The sequence below is a fragment of the Pseudomonas sp. NPDC089408 genome (assembly GCF_044749445.1).
Classification (GTDB): Bacteria; Pseudomonadota; Gammaproteobacteria; order Pseudomonadales; family Pseudomonadaceae; genus Aquipseudomonas.
On the sequence record NZ_JBIVHY010000014.1, the window covers coordinates 54,947 to 73,241 of the forward strand.

The following is an 18,295-nucleotide window of genomic DNA, read 5'->3' on the forward strand; positions in this document are numbered from 1 at the left end:
ATCAGAATTTCTGATGAATGGTGATCCGTTTTTATGGGGATGGTTGATGTTTGCATTTGTTAATAATTACCATTTGTGCCTTATTGCATTCCCCGCGCTGTCAGGACTTACCCAATGCCGCTCCCTACGCCTTCACGCCCTGCATTATTGGCAATCTGCTGTTCCGTTACGCTGATGGCGCAAGCTGCCGAGCCGATCCAGCTGGAGGCAACCGACGTCAGTGCGGATGCCTTGAAAGCGCGGCCAGGTGCATTGCCGGACGAATTCGCTGGCGGCCAGGTTGCACGCGGCGGGCAGATGGGCGTGTTGGGCAACCAGGACTACATGGACGTGCCCTTTACGATGACCAGCTATACCGCCAAGGTGATCGAGGATCAGCAGGCCGAAGACATCGGCGACGTGTTGGCCAACGATCCCTCGGTGCGCGAATCATTCGGCTTTGGCAACCAGTCCAAGGTCTTCGTGATTCGTGGCCTGCCGTTGGCGGGCGACGATATATCCTTCAACGGCCTGTACGGCATCCTGCCACGCCAGATCATGTCCACCGACGGTGTCGAGCGGGTCGAAGTGTTCAAGGGGCCCAATGCCTTCCTCAACGGCGTGAGCCCGACCGGCACCGGCCTGGGCGGCAACGTCAACCTGCAGCCCAAGCGGGCTGGCGACGTGCCGACCCGCCGTTACACCCAGGACATCAGCTCGGATGGCCGTATGGGCGAGCATCTGGATATCGGCCAGCGTTTTGGTGAAGACAACCGCTTCGGCGCGCGCCTGAACCTCAGCCAGCGCGAAGGTGAAACCGCCGTCGACGACCAGGACCAGCGCACCAAGCTATTCACCGCTGGCCTGGACTACCGCGGCGACAACTTTCGTGTGTCGACCGATATCGGCTACCAGAAGCAACGAATCAACCACTTGCGCAACTCGGTGCGCCTGGGCAGTACCACCACCAAGGCCCCGACCGCGCCGGATGCCAACCATAACTATGGCCAGAGCTGGAGCTACAGCGAGTCGGAAGACACCTTCGGCATGGTCCGTGGCGAATGGGACCTGAGCGACAACTGGACCGCCTACCTCGCCGGTGGTGCTCGCCACAGCCGCGAGCAGGGCACCTATGGCACGCCGGTGCTGGTCGGCAACAGCGGTGCAGCGACCATGACCCCATCCGACATTGTCCACGGCGAAGACAACACCAGCTTCAGCACCGGCCTGAATGGCCGGCTGCAGACAGGGCCGGTCAGCCACCAGATCGCCGTGGGCGCCAACACCCTGTGGACCCAGGCAGAAAACGCCTATACCTTCTATTCGCCGATCAGCACCCACATCTACGACACCGTGCAGCAGGCCAAACCGAGCACTGTTACCAGCACCGGTGGCGATATGGGCGACCCCGGTGTCACTGGCAAGACCCGCGCCCGCAGCATCGCGATTTCCGACACTATTGGCGTCTTTGATGACCGCCTTTTGCTGACTTACGGCCTGCGCCGGCAGCAGTTGCGGGTGGAAAGCTACAACTACGATGGTGGCACACTCCGAGGTGCGCCCAACCCAGCCAGTGACGGCAGCCGTAAAGGTGACCCGTACGACAAGTCGATCACCACGCCGGTGTACGGCATCGTGTTCAAGGCCACCGACAGCATTTCGTTGTATGCCAATCGCATTGAAGGCCTGGCTCAAGGACCGACGCCGCCAGCCACTGTGTCGAACGCCAACGAGATGTTCCCGCCGGGCCGAACCAAGCAGCTTGAAGCCGGTATCAAGTTCGACCGGCAGACCTTTGGTGCGAACCTGGCCGTGTTCCGCATCGAGAAACCGTCGGACGGCTATACCTTGAACAATGTCTTCATTCGCGACGGCGAACAGGTCAACAAAGGCCTGGAGCTGAGTGTATTCGGCGAGCCTGTCGAAGGCCTGCGCCTGATGGCCGGCGGCACGCGCATGACCTCGGAGCAGAAGAATACTGCCAACGGCAGCAACGATGGCAACCACGCCATTGGTGTACCGACCTTCCAGCTCAATGCCAGCGTCGACTGGGATGTGCCGGGCGTACCGGGGCTGGCGCTGAATGCGCGCATGCTGCGCACCGGTGGCCAGTTCGTCGATGCGGCGAACACCGTAAGCCTGCCAACCTGGAACCGTTTCGATGCCGGCGCCCGTTACAAGCTCAGGGTGGCGGAGAAGGACCTGACCTTACGGGTGAATGTCGAGAACCTGACTGACAAGAACTACTGGGCTTCGGCTAACGGCGGTTACCTGACCCAAGGTGATCCGCGCTTGGTGAAGTTCTCCGGTACGATTGATTTTTGATAATTCGGGCGTACGCATACCTTTGTAGGAGCGCGTTTATCGAGGCGTCGAACTGCCGCGTTGCGGCCCATCGCCGGCAAGCCATATAGGTACGGTACCTGGGGGAGTGGCTGGTATTCGGTGCAACACAGCCAACTGGCCCCAGGCAACGTCAGCCTCAGCGCATCATGCCCAGCTCGGCATCATCCATCAGCGCCTTGGCCATTGCACTCAGGTAGTGGGCGGCCCAGATCATCATCGGTTTCTCGTCCATCAGGCCGGTGATAGTCAGTTCGCGTACGTAGCCCATCAACTCCGATGATTGCTCGCGGGCGTCGCGGCAGGGAATGCCTGGCTCGATGCGGAACATAGGGTGGGTGCCGTTTTCGCCTTGGCAGAAGGTGGTTTTGCCTACGGTGTAATGGGTGTCTTCGGTGATCATTGTTTTATTCCCCCGAAATTTCTCGACTGCCTGGGCCGGCCTATTCGCGGGTGAACCCGCTCCTACATGGACAACTATCGTTGTAGGAGCGGGTTTACCCGCGAAGAGGCCCGTACAGGCAACACATCACTCAAGCCTCAGCGCAAAGTCCGAAGTTCGGTGGGCATCGCTGCGCATAGAGGGGGTGGGTGTGGGGGGGGATCGGGGACAATCTTCAACATCGCATAGTACCTTTGGTGAGGCTACTACCTGGCTGCTGTCAAACAGTTGGGTGGCAGCTGGACATGGGTTGACAGACCGGCGGACTATGCAAGTTCCGGCGCACGCGAACGTGCCCCACGTACAGCTGCCATAAAGGCGAGCCGTATACATAATACCGTTGCGGCCTGTCAAAGCCGTGTCGTTGATGAGCAACGACATGCCGAGACTAGAGCGCTGCCAGAGCAGCCGCAACGGAAAACACGCGGCAGGAGTATGTTTGGGAAATGGCCTACAGGGAAGGGGTTAAATCTGACATGCAGGGCATTCCGCGCCCGATTGCGTCAGGGCCGCGAGGTGCCTGCCTTTAGTTCTTGCGGTGTTGCGTAGGCCGAGCGCCGCCCGCGCGGCGCTTCGCGGGACAAGCCCGCTCCCACATCTGTTTCGGGCCAATTAATCCTGTGGCATCTTCGCGCGCCCCTTGGCGCATGGCTCGATATCGAGTCGTAAAAACAAGGGGCGCGCGCCAAAGGCACAGGCATTACTGGCCCGAAACAGATGTGGGAGCGGGCTTGTCCCGCGAAGCGCCGCGCGGGCGGCGCTCGATCTCAAAGGCGCTGAAAGGCTCAAGGCAAGCACTTGGCTACCCCTACAAAGCCTCAACCTCCAAAAACGCCGCCTCCAGCAACTGGCGGGTATACGGATGCTGCGGCGCATGAAAAATCGCCTGCGCATCCCCTTGCTCCACCACATGCCCATGCTTGATCACCATCAACTGGTGGCTCAACGCCTTGACCACCGCCAGGTCATGGCTGATGAACAGGTAGGTCAGGTTGTACTTCTGCTGCAGATTACGCAGCAGTTCCACCACCTGCCGCTGCACGGTGCGGTCCAGTGCCGAGGTGGGTTCATCCAGCAATATCAGCGCCGGCTTCAACACCAGCGCCCGGGCAATCGCAATACGCTGGCGCTGCCCGCCGGAAAATTCATGCGGGTAGCGATGCCGCGTGCGTGGGTCCAGCCCCACCTCTTCCAGCGCGGCGATGATCGCCGCTTCCTGTTCCTGCGCGTTGCCAATGCCGTGAATGCGCAACCCTTCACCGACAATGTCCGCCACGCACATGCGTGGGCTCAGGCTGCCAAACGGGTCCTGGAACACCACCTGCATCTCGCGCCGTAACGGCCGCACGGCTTTCTGGTTCAAGCCTTCGAGGTTCTGCCCATGGAAGCGAATGCCGCCCTGGCTGGAGATCAACCGCAAGATCGCCAGGCCCAAGGTCGACTTGCCCGAACCGGACTCGCCAACAATCCCCAGCGTCTGCCCCTGGGGCAAGCTGAAGTTGACCCCGTCCACGGCTTTTACATGGTCGACCGTGCGCCGCAGGAAGCCCTTCTTGATCGGGAACCACACCTTGAGGTCGTCCACCTCCAGCAATGGCGCGCCGACCGGGTTGTGCGCCGGCAACCCGCTGGGCTCGGCATTGATCAGCATCTGTGTGTAGTGGTGCTGTGGGGCGCTGAACAGCGTGGCGCAGTCAGCCTGCTCGACAATCTGCCCGCGCTGCATCACGCACACGCGGTGGGCGATGCGCCGCACCAGGTTCAAGTCATGGCTTATCAGCAGCAGGGCCATGCCCAAACGCGCCTGCAGTGCCTTGAGTAGATCAAGAATTTTCAACTGCACGGTCACGTCCAGCGCCGTGGTGGGTTCGTCGGCAATCAGCAGCTCCGGCTCGTTGGCCAAGGCCATGGCGATCATCACCCGCTGGCGCTGGCCGCCGGACAGTTCGTGGGGCAGGGCCTTGAGGCGTTTGCGCGGCTCGGGGATGCCGACCATTTCCAGCAGTTCCAGCGTGCGCGCAGTGGCTTCCTTGCCAGTCAGGCCCTTGTGCAGCAGGAGGATTTCATTGATCTGCTTCTCGATGCAATGCAGCGGGTTCAGCGAGGTCATCGGCTCCTGGAAGATCATCGCAATGCGGTTGCCGCGAATGCGTTGCAAGGTTTTCTCGTTCTGCAGCAGCAGGTCCTTGCCCTCAAAGCGGATGCTGCCGCTGGGGTGGCGTGCGAGGGGGTAGGGCAGCAGGCGCAGGATCGAATGCGCGGTCACCGACTTGCCCGAACCGCTCTCGCCGACCAGGGCCAGTGTCTCGCCCTTGCGGATGTCGAAGCTGATGCCGTCCACCACCCGGTTGACCTGGTCGCCGGTGACAAACTCCACCGCCAGGTCGCGCACTTCGATCAGGTTCTGTTCACTCATGTCACTTCCTCGGGTCGAAGGCATCGCGGGCGGATTCGCCAATGAACACCAGCAGGCTCAGCATCAAGGCCAGCACGGCAAATGCGCTGATGCCCAGCCACGGTGCCTGCAGGTTGGATTTGCCCTGGGCCACCAGCTCGCCCAGCGAGGGCGAACCGGCAGGCAGGCCGAAGCCGAGGAAATCCAGCGCAGTGAGGGTGCCGATGGCACCGGTGAGAATGAACGGCATGAACGTCATGGTCGAGATCATGGCGTTGGGCAGGATGTGCCGGTACATGATTGCGCCGTTGCGCATGCCCAGGGCCCGCGCAGCGCGCACGTACTCCAGGTTGCGCCCGCGCAGGAACTCGGCGCGCACCACGTCTACCAGGCTCATCCACGAGAACAGCAGCATGATGCCCAGCAGCCACCAGAAGTTCGGCTGCACGAAGCTGGCCAGGATGATCAGCAGGTACAGCACCGGCAGCCCTGACCAGATTTCCAGAAAGCGCTGCCCGGCCAGGTCGACCCAGCCGCCATAGAAGCCCTGCAAGGCGCCGGCGATGACGCCGACGATGGAGCTGGCCACGGTCAGGGTGAGGGCAAACAAGACCGAAATGCGGAAGCCGTAGATCACCCGTGCCAGTACGTCGCGGCCCTGGTCGTCGGTGCCCAGCCAGTTGTCTGCCGATGGCGGCGCCGGGGCGGGCCCGCGCAGGTCGTAGTTGATGCTCTGGTAGCTGAACGGGATGGGCGCCCACAGCACGAAGCTGTCTTTTTTCGCCAGCAGCTCGCGGATGTACGGGCTCTTGTAGTTGGCTTCCAGCGGGAATTCGCCGCCGAAGGTGGTTTCCGGGTAGCGCTTGAACGCCGGGAAGTACCATTCGCCGTCGTAGCGCACGGCTATCGGCTTGTCGTTGGCGATCAGTTCGGCGCCCAGGCTCAGGCCGAACAGGATCAGGAACAGCCACAGCGACCACCAGCCACGGCGGTTGGCCTTGAAGCGCTCGAAGCGCCGGCGGTTGAGGGGGGACAAGGCCATGTCAGTGCTCCCGGCTGGCGAAGTCGATGCGTGGATCGACCAGGGTGTAGGTCAGGTCGCCGATCAGCTTCACCACCAGCCCCAGCAGGGTGAAGATGAACAGGGTGCCGAAGACCACCGGGTAGTCGCGGTTGATGGCCGCTTCGAAACTCATCAGGCCCAGGCCGTCGAGGCTGAAGATCACCTCGATCAGCAAGGAGCCGGTGAAGAAGATGCCGATGAACGCCGAGGGGAAGCCGGCGATCACCAATAGCATGGCGTTGCGGAACACATGGCCGTACAGCACCCGTGGCCGGCTCAGGCCCTTGGCCTTGGCGGTGACCACGTACTGCTTGTTGATCTCGTCGAGGAAGCTGTTCTTGGTCAACAGGGTCATGGTGGCGAAGTTGCCGATGACCAACGCAGTAATCGGCAGCACCAGGTGCCAGAAGTAGTCCAGCACCTTGCCGGTGGTGCTCAGCTCGTCAAAGTTGTTGGAGGTGAGGCCGCGCAACGGGAACCAGTCGAAATAGCTGCCGCCGGCAAACAGCACGATCAGCAGGATGGCGAACAGGAATGCCGGAATGGCATAGCCGACGATGATCGCCGAACTGGTCCAGACGTCGAAGTGGCTGCCGTGGCGCACCGCCTTGGCGATGCCCAGCGGAATCGACACCAGGTACATGATCAGCGTGCTCCATAGCCCCAGCGAGATCGACACCGGCATCTTCTCGATGATCAGGTCGATGACTTTGGCATCGCGGAAGAAGCTGTCGCCGAAGTCCAGCCGGGCGTAGTTCTTGATCATGATCCACAGGCGTTCGGGCGGCGACTTGTCGAAGCCGTACATGCGCTCGATTTCTGCGATCAGCGCCGGGTCCAGGCCCTGGGCGCCGCGGTAGTTGGAGCCGGCCACGGACACTTCGGCGCCGCCGCCGGCAATGCGGCTGGTGGCGCCTTCGAAGCCCTCGAGCTTGGCGATCATCTGCTCGACCGGGCCGCCGGGGGCAGCCTGGACGATGATGAAGTTGATGATCAGGATGCCGAACAGGGTGGGGATGATCAGCAGCAGGCGCCGCAGGATGTAGGCCAGCATGTCAGTTGGCCTCGTCCGCAGGGGTTTCGCTGACCGCCGGGGTTACCCCAGGCTTGATCCACCAGGTGTCGATACCGATGTCGTACTTGGGCGACACCTTGGGGTGGCCGATGTGGTTCCAGTAGGCCACGCGCCAGGTCTTGATGTGCCAGTTGGGGATCACGTAATAACCCCACAGCAGCACGCGGTCGAGTGCACGGCAGTGGTCGACCAGGCTTTGCCGCGAGTCGGCGTTGATCAACTGGTCCACCAACTGGTCGATGGCCGGGTCGCGCAGGCCGATGAAGTTGCGGCTGCCGGGGTTGTCGGCGGCGGCGCTGGACCAGAACTCGCGCTGCTCGTTGCCCGGCGAGTTGGACTGCGGGTAGCCGCCGACGATCATGTCGTAGTCGCGTGAGCGCAGGCGGGTGATGTATTGCGACACGTCGACCCGGCGGATGTTCAGCTCGATCCCAAGGTCGGCGAGGTTGCGTTTGAATGGCAGCAGAATGCGCTCGAACTCAGTCTGCGCCAGCAGGAACTCGATGCTCACCGGCTTGCCCTGGGCATCGACCATCTTGTCGTCGACGATTTTCCAACCGGCTTCCTGCAGCAACTTGTAGGCCTGGCGCTGTTGTTCGCGGATCATGCCGCTGCCGTCGCTGACCGGGTTGTGGAAGGCCTCGGTGAATACCTGGTCAGGGATTTTGCCACGCAGCGGTTCCAGAATCTTCAGCTCGCCAGGGCCGGGCAGGCCATGGGCGGCCATTTCCGAGTTGTCGAAGTAGCTGCCGGTGCGGGTGTAGGCGCCGTTGAACAGCTGCTTGTTGGTCCACTCGTAATCCAGCAGCAGGCTCAAAGCCTGACGTACGCGCACATCCTGGAACACCGGGCGGCGGATGTTGAAGATGAAGCCCTGCATGCCGGTGGGGTTGCCGTTGGGCAACTCTTCCTTGATCAGCCGGCCATCGCGCACGGCGGGCACGTTGTAGGCGGTGGCCCAGTTTTTCGCGCTCACTTCCAGGCCATAATCGAATGCCCCGGCCTTGAGTGCTTCCAGCGCGACGGTGGTGTCGCGGTAGGAGTCGAACGTCATGACGTCAAAGTTATAGAAGCCACGGTTGATCGGCAGGTCCTTGGCCCAGTAGTCCTTGACCCGCTCGTAGCGCACCGAGCGCCCGGCCTTGACCTCAGCGACCTTGTACGGGCCGCTGCCCAGCGGGATTTCAAGGTTGCCGCGGTTGAAATCGCGGTTTTCGTACCAGTGCTTGGGCAGTACTGGCAACTGGCCAAGGATCAGCGGCAGCTCGCGGTTGTTCTGGTGCTTGAACTTGAACAACACTTTCAGCGGGTCTTCGGCGACCACTTCGGCGACGTCGGCGTAGTACTGGCGGTACAGCGGCGCGCCGTCCTTGATCAAGGCGTTGAAGGTGAATACCACATCTTCAGCGCGCATCGGGTGGCCGTCGTGGAAGCGTGCTTCCGGGCGCAGATAGAAACGCACCCAGCTGTTGTCCGGGGCTTTTTCGATCTTGCCGGCGACCAGGCCGTATTCGGTGAACGGCTCGTCCTGGCTCTGGCGCATCAGGGTGTCGTAGATGCTGCCGATGTTCTCGGCCGACACGCCTTTGTTGATGAACGGGTTGAGGCTGTCGAAGCCGCCGAAGCTGGACTGGCGGAAGGTGCCACCCTTGGGCGCATCGGGGTTGACGTAGTCGAAGTGCTTGAAGTCGGCGGGGTACTTGGGCGGCTCGTCGTACAGGGTCAGTGCGTGTTGCGGTGCGGCCAGGGCGGGAAGGCTCAGGCAGGCGAGCAACAGGCTGCCTGCCAGCCGGCGCAGACGGTGCGTTGGCATCATTGGGCTTTCTCCGAAGTCTTGATCCACCAGCTGTTCAGCCCGAGGGTGTAGGGCGGCGTGGTGACGAAGGCGAACCGGTTGCGGTAGGCCAGGCGATGGTTGTCGAGGTACCAGTTGGGGATCATGTAGTACTGCCATGAAAGTACGCGGTCCAGGGCGCGGGCGGCGGCAACCTGGTCGTCCCGGGTGCGTGCGGCCAGCAGCGTGTCGAGCAAGTGGTCGACCACCGGGTCCCTGACCCCAGCATAGTTCTTGCTGCCCTTGGTCGTGGCCTGGCTGGAATGGAAGTACAGCCACTGTTCAAGGCCGGGGCTCAGGGTCTGGTTGAGGGTCATCAGAATCATGTCGAAATCGAACTGGTCCAGGCGTTGTTTGTACTGGGCACGGTCCACGGTGCGCAAGCGCGCATCGATGCCGATGCTGGACAGATTTTCGACATAAGGTTGCAGGATGCGTTCAAGGTTGGGGTTTACCAGCAGCAGCTCCAGGCGCAACTGCTGGCCCTTGCTGTCGACCAGGCGCTGGCCGTTCAGTTTCCAGCCGGCCTCGGCGAGCAAGCCCAGGGCCTGGCGCAGGGTGTGGCGGCTGACCCCGCGGCCGTCGGTGTGGCTGACCTTGTACGGTTCGCTGAACAGCTTGGCGGGCAGTTGCTCGCGAAACGGCGCCAGCAGCAGCCATTCCTTGCCGGTGGGCACGCCGCTGGCGGCGAACTCGCTGTTGGGGTAGTAGCTGGTCGAGCGGCGGTAGGCGCTGCTAAACAGTGCGCGGTTGGTCCACTCGAAGTCGAGCATCAGCCCCAGCGCCTGGCGCACCCGTGGGTCGCTGAAGCTGGCCCGGCGGGTGTTCATGAACAGGCCCTGGGTTTGCGTGGGAATGCTGTGCGGGATCTGTGCCTTGATCACTTCGCCACGGCGCACGGCGGGGAAGTTGTAGCCGTTGGCCCAGTTCTTGGCCTGGTGCTCGATATAGATGTCGAACTCCCCAGCCTTGAACGCTTCGAAAGCCACCGTGGCGTCGCGGTAGAACTCGTACTCGACTCGCTTGAAGTTGTACTTGCCGCGGTTGACCGCCAGGTCTTTGCCCCAGTAGTTCTTCACCCGCTCGAACACCAGCCGGCGCCCGGGCTGCACCTCGGTGATGCGGTACGGCCCGCTGCCCAGTGGCGGCTCGAAGGTGGTGGCCTTGAAGTCGCGTTTTTGCCAGTAGTGCTTGGGCAGCACCGGCATTTCGCCCAGGCGCAGGATCAGCAACGGGTTGCCGGCGCGCTTGAACACGAAGCGGATGCGCAGCGGGCCGAGGATGTCTACCCGTTGCACTTCCTGCAGGTTGGTGCGGTAGATCGGGTGGCCGTCCTTGAGCAGCGTGCGATACGAGAAAGCCACGTCTGCCGAGGTGATTGGCTTGCCGTCATGCCAGCGGGCTTGCGGGCGCAGGTTGAACACTACCCAGCTGCGGTCCTCGCTGTATTCCACCGAGCGGGCGATCAGGCCGTAGCTGGAAGTGGGCTCGTCCCCGGACGGGTCGTATTGGCCGGTACCGACCATCAGCGGCTCGTTCAGCTCACTGATGCCGTATTGCTGGAAATTGGGCGTGGTAATCGGGCTCGACCCCTTGAAGGTATAGGGGTTGAGCGTGTCGAAGGTGCCAAAAGCCATGGCCCGCAACGTACCGCCCTTGGGCGCTTGCGGGTTGACCCAGTCGAAGTGGGTGAAGGTGGCTGGGTACTTGAGCGTGCCGAACTGCGCGTATCCGTGGCTTTCGCTCACCATCGCGACTGCGGGAAAGCTCAAGGCCAGGCTGATTGACAGCAGGAGGGGACGTATCAAGTCGGCATCCGATCCAGGGGCGTTGGGCTTTGATCGGGTACAGTAACAGCTTGGTGGGGTTGGAAAAAGAGAGGTGCTAGCTGCAAGCTCCAAGCTGCAAGAAAAAGCGGCGGTGTACGCGAATTGCTTTGTTCTTGCCGCTTGTAGCTTTCAGCTTGAGGCTTTTAATGGCCGAGGTAGACGGTCAGGGTCTGGCCTGGCTTGAGGGCGTGGCCGCTGCGCGGGTTCCAGCGCTTGAGGTGCTTCATTTCCACGTTGAAGCGCTTGGCCACCAAGTACAGCGAATCACCTTTGCGAACCTTGTATTGGGTGGTGCGCTGCGCCGAGGCGGCTACCCGGTTGCCGGCGGCGCTTGGCGCATTGCCACCGCGCAGGGCCAGTACCTGGCCGGCGCGCAGGCTGTTGCCGGACAGGCGGTTCCAGCGCTTGATGTCCTTGACCGACACGCGGTTGGCCTTGGCGATGGCGCCCAGGTTGTCGCCACGCTTTACCCGGTAGCTGCGCGCCGCCACCGGTGCCTTCGCTTCGGCCACGGCGCGGGCGAATGCGGCTTTCGGCGGTTGCAGGCTGACCAGTTGCTCCGGGTTGAGGTTGGACAGGCTGGCACTGAGCAGCTGTGCCTTGGCGGTCGGCACCAGCAGCTGTTTCGGGCCATCGACGGTCATGCGCTTCTTGAACGCAGGGTTGAGCTGGATCAGCTCGTCTTCGTCGATGTTGGCGAAGGCGGCAACCCGGGTCAGGTCCAGGCGTTCGTTGATCGCCACCGCTTCGAAGTACGGTTCGTTGGCGATCGGGGTGAGATTGACGCCATACGCTTCAGGCGTGGACACCACCTGCGACAGCGCCAGCAGCTTGGGCACGTAGTCACGGGTTTCCTGCGGCAGTGGCAGGTTCCAGTAGTCGGTCGGCAGGCCGAGCTTTTCGTTGCGTTCGATGGCCCGGCTGACGGTGCCTTCGCCGGCATTGTAGGCCGCCAGGGCCAGCAGCCAGTCGCCGTTGAACATGTCGTGCAGGCGGGTCAGGTAGTCCAGCGCTGCGTTGGTCGACGCGGTGACATCACGGCGGCCGTCGTAGAAGTTGGTCTGGCGCAGATTGAAGTGGCGACCGGTAGCCGGCATGAACTGCCACATGCCGGCAGCGCTGGCACGCGAGTAGGCCATCGGGTTGTAGGCGCTTTCGATGGCCGGCAGCAGGGCCAGCTCCAGCGGCATGTCGCGTTCTTCGAGGCGCTCGACAATGTAGTGCAGGTACAGGCTGCCACGCTCGCCGGCGCTTTCGATGAACGTCGGGTTGCTGGCGAACCACAGGCGCTGTTGCTCGATGCGCGGGTTGACGTCGATGTAGTCCTGAAGCACGAAACCCTGGCGCATGCGCTCCCAGACATCCTGGGGCGGCGCCTGCTCGGCCGGTTTGGCCAGCAGCGGCGAGGGCTTGTGCTTGATCCGCGCCTGGTAGCTGTGAGCGCGAACGCTATCGGATTCGTCGAGCTGACGGGTGCTCTGGCAGCCCACCAGGGTGGCGGCCAAAGCCAGCGCACTGATTTGGGCCAGGCGCGTCAGGGCGACGGAATGAGAGGTTCTGCGGCTACGAGAAGACATCGGCTGAGACGGGTATCCGGGCGAAAAAGTTCGGCGATTCTAGAAACCGCTCCGGGCCCGGTCAACCTTTGACCGTCGCTTGCGATATATCTTGCGGTTATCAGAAGGTGTCCTTCCAAGACCTCAAGGCAGCAAAAACAGCGACATGCGTGGGGTTTGAATGTCCCTTCCATTCGTCTGCTTTTTGTTTAACTAATGTTTCAGAGGTACGCAAGAAGGGGTTGGTCAGGCGTTCCAGGCCAATCGTTGATGGCAAGCTGATGCGATTGTCGGCGCGCAAACGGGTAACGTCATCGAACCGTTGTTGAACGTACGGATTGGTCGGTTCCACTGCCTGGGCAAAACGCAGGTTGCTGAGGGTGTATTCATGGGCGCAGTACACCTCGGTCTGCGCTGGCAGGGCGGCCAGGCGGGCGAGCGCAGGCTGCATCTGCTCGGCGGTGCCTTCGAACATGCGCCCGCAGCCGGCGGCAAACAGGGTGTCGCCACTGAACAGCAGGGGGGTTGCCGGCTGGTCGCTGAAGAACGCGATATGCCCCAGCGTGTGGCCGGGCACCGCCAGTACCTGGAAGGTCACGCCCAGCACGTCCAGCTGGTCGCCTTCGCCCAGCGCGAGGTCACGGCAAGGTATACGCTCATTGGCCGGGCCGCACACCCGTGCGCCGGTCAGTTGCTTGAGCCGTTCCACACCGCCGACGTGGTCGTTATGGTGGTGGGTGATGAGGATATCGCTCAATGCCCAATCGGGGTTGGCTGCCAGCCAGCGCTCCACTGGGCCGGCATCACCGGGGTCGACCACCGCACAACGGCGTTTGGCAGTATCCTGTAACAACCAGATGTAGTTGTCGGAGAAAGCGGGGAGAGCATCGATCTGTATCATGGTGCGGATCCGATTCGCCTAGCGTGGCACATGAGGGCATCTTAGCCGCGATGGCGCGGTGGGAGAACCTTCGAGGGAGAGCGCAATGACCGACCAAGCCTTTGCCCAGGCCGACCCGGACTGGGTCGAGCTGATCAGCCTGGCCCGTGAGTGGTTCAACGGCCCACTCGGCCGACTGATGCTCAAGGAAGAGGAAAAACTGCTGGAAGAAGAGCTGGGGCGCTTCTTTGGCGGTTACCTCGTGCACTACGGACCCTGCGCAGAGCCGCCGCCCAGCGCCCCTCAGGTGCAGCGCAACGTGCGCCTTGGCGCGCCGTTGCCTGGGGTGGAGATTGTTTGCGAAGAGCAGGCCTGGCCACTGAGCGAGCATGCCGCCGACGTGGTGGTGCTGCAGCATGGCCTGGACTTTTGCCTGTCGCCGCATGGCCTGCTGCGCGAGGCGGCCAGTGCGGTGCGCCCGGGCGGGCACCTGCTGATCGTCGGGATCAACCCGTGGAGCAGCTGGGGCATGCGCCACTTCTTCAGCCATGGTGCGCTGCGCAAGGCGCGCTGCATCTCGCCTTCGCGCGTGGGCGACTGGCTCAACCTGCTGGGCTTCGCGCTGGAGAAACGCCGCTTCGGGTGCTATCGTCCGCCGCTTGCCTCCCCGGCCTGGCAGCAACGGCTGGAAGGCTGGGAGCGGCTGGCCGGCGGCTGGCAGGGCTCCGGTGGCGGGGTGTACCTGCTGGTGGCGCGCAAGATGGTGGTGGGCCTGCGGCCGTTGCGCCAGGCGCGCCGCGAGCCGATGGGCAAGTTGCTGCCGTTGCCGCTGGCCAAGGTCAACCGCACGGCGGCCAACCCCGAAACTGACAAGCACTGAATTCAAGAGTGGTACATGAGCGATAGCGTCGAGATGTTTACTGATGGTGCCTGCAAGGGCAACCCTGGCCCGGGTGGCTGGGGCGTGCTGATGATCTACAAGGGCGTCGAGAAGGAACTGTGGGGCGGCGAGCGTGAGACCACCAACAACCGCATGGAGCTGATGGCCGCGATCCAGGGCCTGATGTCGCTGAAGCGCGAATGCGACGTGGTGCTGACCACCGACTCGCAGTACGTGATGAAGGGCATCAACGAATGGATGGTCAACTGGAAGAAGCGCGGCTGGAAAACCGCAGCCAAGGAGCCGGTGAAGAACGCCGACCTGTGGCAGCAGCTGGATGAACAGGTCAACCGCCACAAGGTGACCTGGAAGTGGGTGCGCGGCCATATTGGCCACGCCGGCAACGAGCGCGCGGACCAGTTGGCCAACCGTGGGGTCGATGAGGTGCGCGCCCAGCGTTGAGCTGGGGTACAATCGCGGCCTTTGTAACTGATGCAAGTTGGAGCGCCCCGCGTGGAGCAGCAGCAAGATAAACGGTTCGTCATTCTCGATACCGAAACCACGGGCATGCCGGTTGGCGAAGGCCACCGCATCATCGAGATCGGCTGTGTCGAAGTGATCGGCCGGCGCCTGACCGGGCGGCACTTCCACGTCTACCTGCAGCCGGACCGCGAAAGTGACGAGGGCGCGATCAACGTCCACGGCATCACCGATGCGTTCCTGGTCGGCAAGCCACGCTTTGGCGATGTTGCCGAGGAGTTCTTCGACTTCATCCAGGGCGCCACGCTGGTCATCCACAACGCAGCGTTTGACGTTGGTTTCATCAACAACGAATTCGCCTTGCTCGGCCAGCAACATCGCGCGGACGCTTCGCAGTACTGCACCATCCTCGATACCCTGCTGCTGGCGCGCTCGCGTCACCCGGGGCAGCGCAACAGCCTCGATGCGCTGTGCAAACGCTACGACATCGACAACTCGGGCCGTGAACTGCACGGCGCATTGCTCGACTCGGAGTTGCTGGCTGACGTCTACCTGGCGATGACCGGTGGCCAGACCAGCCTGTCGCTGGCTGGGCATGGCGCAGACGCCGAGGGTGACGGGCAGGGTATGGGTGGTAGCGAGATTCGGCGGATTACCGGGCGGGCGCCGGGGCGGGTGATCATGGCCAGTGCCGCGGAGCTGGAGGCGCATGCCGAGCGGTTGGCGGCGGTGGCCAAGTCGGCGGGCGGGCCGTCGATGTGGCAGGCGTTGACCGAGACACCGGCGGGCTGATTTTCAGCCTGTACTGGCCCTTTCGCGGGGGAACCCGCTCCCACAGGTATCGCGCCGCCCGGAAGGCTATTGCTGAACATGTGGGAGCGGGTTTACCCGCGAAGAGGCCAGTACAGGCAATACAAGGCTCAACTACCCTGAAATGGACGCCATGTCCTTCGGAGGTAGCCAGCGGATGTACAAGGACCTCAAGTTCCCGATCCTCATCGTCCACCGCGCCATCAAGGCCGACAGTGTCGCCGGCGAGCGGGTGCGGGGTATCGCCGACGAGCTGACCCAGGACGGATTCACCGTCATCAAGGCCGCCGACCACGCCGAAGCGCGCCTGGTCGCCGCCACCCACCATGGCCTGGCCTGTATGCTGATCGCCGCCGAAGGTGTTGGCGAGAACACCCACCTGCTGCAAAACATGGCCGAGCTGATCCGCCTGGCTCGCCTGCGTGCACCGAACCTGCCGATCTTCGCCCTGGGCGAGCAGGTCACCCTGGAAAACGCCCCTGCCGAGGCCATGAGCGAGCTCAACCAACTGCGCGGCATTCTCTATCTGTTCGAAGACACCGTACCATTTCTCGCCCGCCAGGTGGCGCGCGCTGCACATACGTACCTCGACGGCCTGCTGCCGCCGTTCTTCAAGGCGCTGGTGCAGCACACGGCGCAGTCCAACTATTCCTGGCACACCCCTGGGCACGGTGGCGGCGTGGCCTACCACAAAAGCCCTGTTGGCCAGGCCTTTCACCAGTTTTTCGGGGAGAACACCCTGCGTTCGGACTTGTCCGTTTCCGTGCCGGAACTGGGCTCGCTGCTCGACCATACCGGCCCGCTGGCCGAAGCCGAAGCCCGGGCGGCGTGTAACTTTGGCGCCGACCACACCTTCTTCGTCATCAATGGCACCTCCACCGCCAACAAGATCGTATGGCACGCCATGGTCGGCCGTGACGACCTGGTGCTAGTGGACCGCAACTGCCACAAGTCGGTGGTGCACGCGATCATCATGACCGGCGCCATCCCCCTGTACCTGTGCCCCGAGCGTAACGAACTCGGCATCATCGGGCCTATCCCGCCCAGCGAGTTCAGCGCCGAGGCGATTGCGGCGAAAATCCAGGCCAACCCGCTTGCCTGTGACCGCGGGCAGCGCATCAAGCTGGCGGTGGTCACCAACTGCACCTACGACGGGCTGTGCTATCACGCCGGGATGATCAAGCAGGCTTTGGGCGCCAGCGTTGAAGTGCTGCATTTTGATGAGGCGTGGTTCGCCTATGCGGCGTTCCATGAGTTCTTCACCGGGCGTTATGCCATGGGCACCGCCTGCGCCGCTGAAAGCCCGTTGGTGTTCAGCACGCACTCCACCCACAAACTGTTGGCGGCGTTCAGCCAGGCCTCGATGATCCATGTGCAGGAGGGGGCCAGGCGTCAGCTGGACCGTGACCGGTTCAACGAAGCCTTCATGATGCACATTTCGACTTCGCCGCAGTACAGCATCCTGGCCTCGCTGGATGTGGCCTCGACCATGATGGAGGGGCCGGCCGGGCGCTCGCTGCTGCAGGAGATGTTCGACGAGGCACTGAGCTTTCGGCGTGCGTTGGCCAACCTGCGCGAACACATCGCTGCCGATGACTGGTGGTTCAGCATCTGGCAGCCGCCCACTGCCGAAGGCATCCACCGCCTGGCGGCACAGGACTGGCTGCTGCAGCCGGGGGCGGATTGGCATGGTTTCGGTGAGGTGGCCGATGACTACGTGCTGCTTGACCCGCTGAAGGTGACCTTGGTAATGCCGGGCTTGAGCGCGGGCGGTGTGCTGGGCGAGCACGGCATCCCGGCGGCGGTGGTCAGCAAGTTTCTCTGGGAGCGTGGGCTGGTGGTGGAAAAAACCGGCCTGTACAGTTTCCTGGTGCTGTTCTCCATGGGCATCACCAAGGGCAAGTGGAGCACCTTGCTCACCGAGCTGCTGGAGTTCAAGCGCCACTATGATGGCAACTCCCTGCTGAACAGTTGCCTGCCCAGTGTGCTGGCCGCCGATGCCTCACGCTACCAGGGCATGGGCCTGCGCGACCTGTGCGATCAGTTGCATGACTGCTACCGCGCCAACGCCACCGCCAAGCAGCTGAAGCGGCTGTTCACGCGTTTGCCGGAAGTGGCCGTGAGCCCGGCCCGGGCCTATGACCAGATGGTGCGCGGCGAGGTGGAGGCGGTGCCGATCGAGGCGCTGCTGGGGCGTGTGTCGGCAGTGATGCTGGTGCCGTACCCGCCAGGCATTCCGTTGATCATGCCGGGGGAGCGGTTTACCGAGGCAACCCGCTCGATCCTTGACTACCTGGCTTTCGCCCGGGCGTTCAACCAGGGCTTCCCGGGTTTTGTCGCCGACGTGCATGGCCTGCAGAGCGAAAGCGGCAGCTACACGGTGGATTGCATCAAGGAATGCGGGTGATTTCGACGCCGCTGCGGGCCAGCTCGAAGCGGTTGTCACCCAGGTGATTGACCTTGTCGCCGATGGCCAGGCGGTAGGTGGTGATAGGGGCGCCCAGCGTGCTGCCGTCGAGTTGCAGGGTCGACTCCTGGAACTCATGCACGGGGTAGATGCGGCCTTCGGCGTCACGGGCGTGGAATTGGCCGACCATTACTGCTGCCATTTGGGTGGAAACCTCTGAATTACGTAGGAATTGTCTGAACCCATAGACCGTGGAACAGGCCCGGAAGTTTTCGCTGTACGGAAAAAAAACCAAGGTGCCGAGGAATGGTCATCTATAACT

Annotated in this window: 14 protein-coding genes; 5 read left to right on the plus strand and 9 right to left on the minus strand. The window is 62.7% G+C overall.

What is annotated here, in order from left to right; all coding sequences use genetic code 11:
* The first annotated feature begins 114 nt into the window (after positions 1–114).
* A complete protein-coding gene (locus tag ACIP02_RS20600; protein ID WP_400619858.1) occupies positions 115–2,304 on the plus strand; it encodes a TonB-dependent receptor in 2,190 nt (729 codons plus the stop codon).
* A gap of 157 nt (positions 2,305–2,461) precedes the next feature.
* Here ACIP02_RS20600 and ACIP02_RS20605 read toward each other — a convergent pair whose 3' ends face one another.
* The 8 genes from ACIP02_RS20605 to gloB form a co-directional block, all read right to left on the minus strand.
* Positions 2,462–2,725 carry a DUF3077 domain-containing protein gene (locus ACIP02_RS20605; RefSeq protein WP_400619861.1) on the minus strand — a complete coding sequence of 88 codons (264 nt, stop codon included), beginning with the start codon at positions 2,723–2,725 and terminating at the stop codon, positions 2,462–2,464.
* A gap of 847 nt (positions 2,726–3,572) precedes the next feature.
* The gene (locus ACIP02_RS20610; protein WP_400619864.1) at positions 3,573–5,180 is read right to left on the minus strand and encodes an ABC transporter ATP-binding protein; all 1,608 of its coding nucleotides are present in this window, start codon (positions 5,178–5,180) and stop codon (positions 3,573–3,575) included.
* Position 5,181: 1 nt separating this feature from the next.
* Complete coding sequence (locus ACIP02_RS20615; RefSeq protein ID WP_400619867.1) at positions 5,182–6,201, minus strand: ABC transporter permease; 1,020 nt, start codon at positions 6,199–6,201, stop codon at positions 5,182–5,184.
* A 1-nt stretch (position 6,202) separates the two neighbouring features.
* On the minus strand, positions 6,203–7,276 hold the full coding sequence (locus ACIP02_RS20620; protein WP_009686399.1) for a microcin C ABC transporter permease YejB: 1,074 nt from the start codon (positions 7,274–7,276) through the stop codon (positions 6,203–6,205).
* Position 7,277: 1 nt separating this feature from the next.
* Positions 7,278–9,113, minus strand: a complete 1,836-nt coding sequence (locus ACIP02_RS20625; protein WP_400619870.1) for an extracellular solute-binding protein — start codon at positions 9,111–9,113, stop codon at positions 7,278–7,280.
* Positions 9,110–10,939: an extracellular solute-binding protein gene (locus tag ACIP02_RS20630; protein ID WP_400619873.1), complete on the minus strand. Its 1,830-nt coding sequence runs from the start codon at positions 10,937–10,939 to the stop codon at positions 9,110–9,112. The genes ACIP02_RS20625 and ACIP02_RS20630 overlap by 4 nt, the downstream gene beginning before the upstream one ends.
* Before the next feature lie 164 nt (positions 10,940–11,103).
* Positions 11,104–12,537, minus strand: coding sequence for a transglycosylase SLT domain-containing protein (locus ACIP02_RS20635; protein ID WP_400619876.1), 1,434 nt, complete (start codon positions 12,535–12,537; stop codon positions 11,104–11,106).
* A 100-nt stretch (positions 12,538–12,637) separates the two neighbouring features.
* Positions 12,638–13,417: a hydroxyacylglutathione hydrolase gene (gene gloB, locus ACIP02_RS20640; protein ID WP_400619879.1), complete on the minus strand. Its 780-nt coding sequence runs from the start codon at positions 13,415–13,417 to the stop codon at positions 12,638–12,640.
* An 85-nt stretch (positions 13,418–13,502) separates the two neighbouring features.
* Between gloB and ACIP02_RS20645 the strand changes: the two genes are divergently transcribed.
* From ACIP02_RS20645 to ACIP02_RS20660, 4 genes are all read left to right on the plus strand, one after another.
* Complete coding sequence (locus ACIP02_RS20645) at positions 13,503–14,276, plus strand: class I SAM-dependent methyltransferase (protein ID WP_400619882.1); 774 nt, start codon at positions 13,503–13,505, stop codon at positions 14,274–14,276.
* A gap of 15 nt (positions 14,277–14,291) precedes the next feature.
* Entirely contained in the window at positions 14,292–14,738 is a 447-nt protein-coding gene (gene rnhA, locus ACIP02_RS20650; protein ID WP_400619885.1) for a ribonuclease HI, read from the plus strand.
* 51 nt (positions 14,739–14,789) lie between these two features.
* Positions 14,790–15,548, plus strand: a complete 759-nt coding sequence (gene dnaQ, locus ACIP02_RS20655) for a DNA polymerase III subunit epsilon (RefSeq protein ID WP_400619888.1) — start codon at positions 14,790–14,792, stop codon at positions 15,546–15,548.
* A gap of 175 nt (positions 15,549–15,723) precedes the next feature.
* Positions 15,724–17,973 (plus strand): Orn/Lys/Arg decarboxylase N-terminal domain-containing protein, encoded by a 2,250-nt coding sequence (locus ACIP02_RS20660; protein ID WP_400620058.1) that lies wholly within the window; start codon positions 15,724–15,726, stop codon positions 17,971–17,973.
* On the opposite strand, the gene ACIP02_RS20665 is transcribed toward ACIP02_RS20660, so the two are convergent.
* The gene (locus tag ACIP02_RS20665; protein WP_003251457.1) at positions 17,957–18,175 is read right to left on the minus strand and encodes a hypothetical protein; all 219 of its coding nucleotides are present in this window, start codon (positions 18,173–18,175) and stop codon (positions 17,957–17,959) included. The two genes, ACIP02_RS20660 and ACIP02_RS20665, sit on opposite strands and share 17 nt — an antisense overlap.
* Positions 18,176–18,295 lie beyond the last annotated feature (120 nt).

Excerpts from the sequence above, each read along its gene's own strand:
- ACIP02_RS20645 (WP_400619882.1), top strand. The coding sequence starts at position 13,503 with ATGACCGACCAAGCCTTTGCCCAGGCCGACCCGGACTGGGTCGAGCTG.
- ACIP02_RS20660 (WP_400620058.1), top strand. The coding sequence starts at position 15,724 with ATGTACAAGGACCTCAAGTTCCCGATCCTCATCGTCCACCGCGCCATC.
- ACIP02_RS20600 (WP_400619858.1), top strand. The coding sequence starts at position 115 with ATGCCGCTCCCTACGCCTTCACGCCCTGCATTATTGGCAATCTGCTGT.
- rnhA (WP_400619885.1), top strand. The coding sequence starts at position 14,292 with ATGAGCGATAGCGTCGAGATGTTTACTGATGGTGCCTGCAAGGGCAAC.
- ACIP02_RS20615 (WP_400619867.1), bottom strand. The coding sequence starts at position 6,201 with ATGGCCTTGTCCCCCCTCAACCGCCGGCGCTTCGAGCGCTTCAAGGCC.
- ACIP02_RS20635 (WP_400619876.1), bottom strand. The coding sequence starts at position 12,537 with ATGTCTTCTCGTAGCCGCAGAACCTCTCATTCCGTCGCCCTGACGCGC.
- ACIP02_RS20665 (WP_003251457.1), bottom strand. The coding sequence starts at position 18,175 with ATGGCAGCAGTAATGGTCGGCCAATTCCACGCCCGTGACGCCGAAGGC.
- ACIP02_RS20610 (WP_400619864.1), bottom strand. The coding sequence starts at position 5,180 with ATGAGTGAACAGAACCTGATCGAAGTGCGCGACCTGGCGGTGGAGTTT.
- ACIP02_RS20625 (WP_400619870.1), bottom strand. The coding sequence starts at position 9,113 with ATGATGCCAACGCACCGTCTGCGCCGGCTGGCAGGCAGCCTGTTGCTC.
- ACIP02_RS20620 (WP_009686399.1), bottom strand. The coding sequence starts at position 7,276 with ATGCTGGCCTACATCCTGCGGCGCCTGCTGCTGATCATCCCCACCCTG.
- ACIP02_RS20605 (WP_400619861.1), bottom strand. The coding sequence starts at position 2,725 with ATGATCACCGAAGACACCCATTACACCGTAGGCAAAACCACCTTCTGC.
- gloB (WP_400619879.1), bottom strand. The coding sequence starts at position 13,417 with ATGATACAGATCGATGCTCTCCCCGCTTTCTCCGACAACTACATCTGG.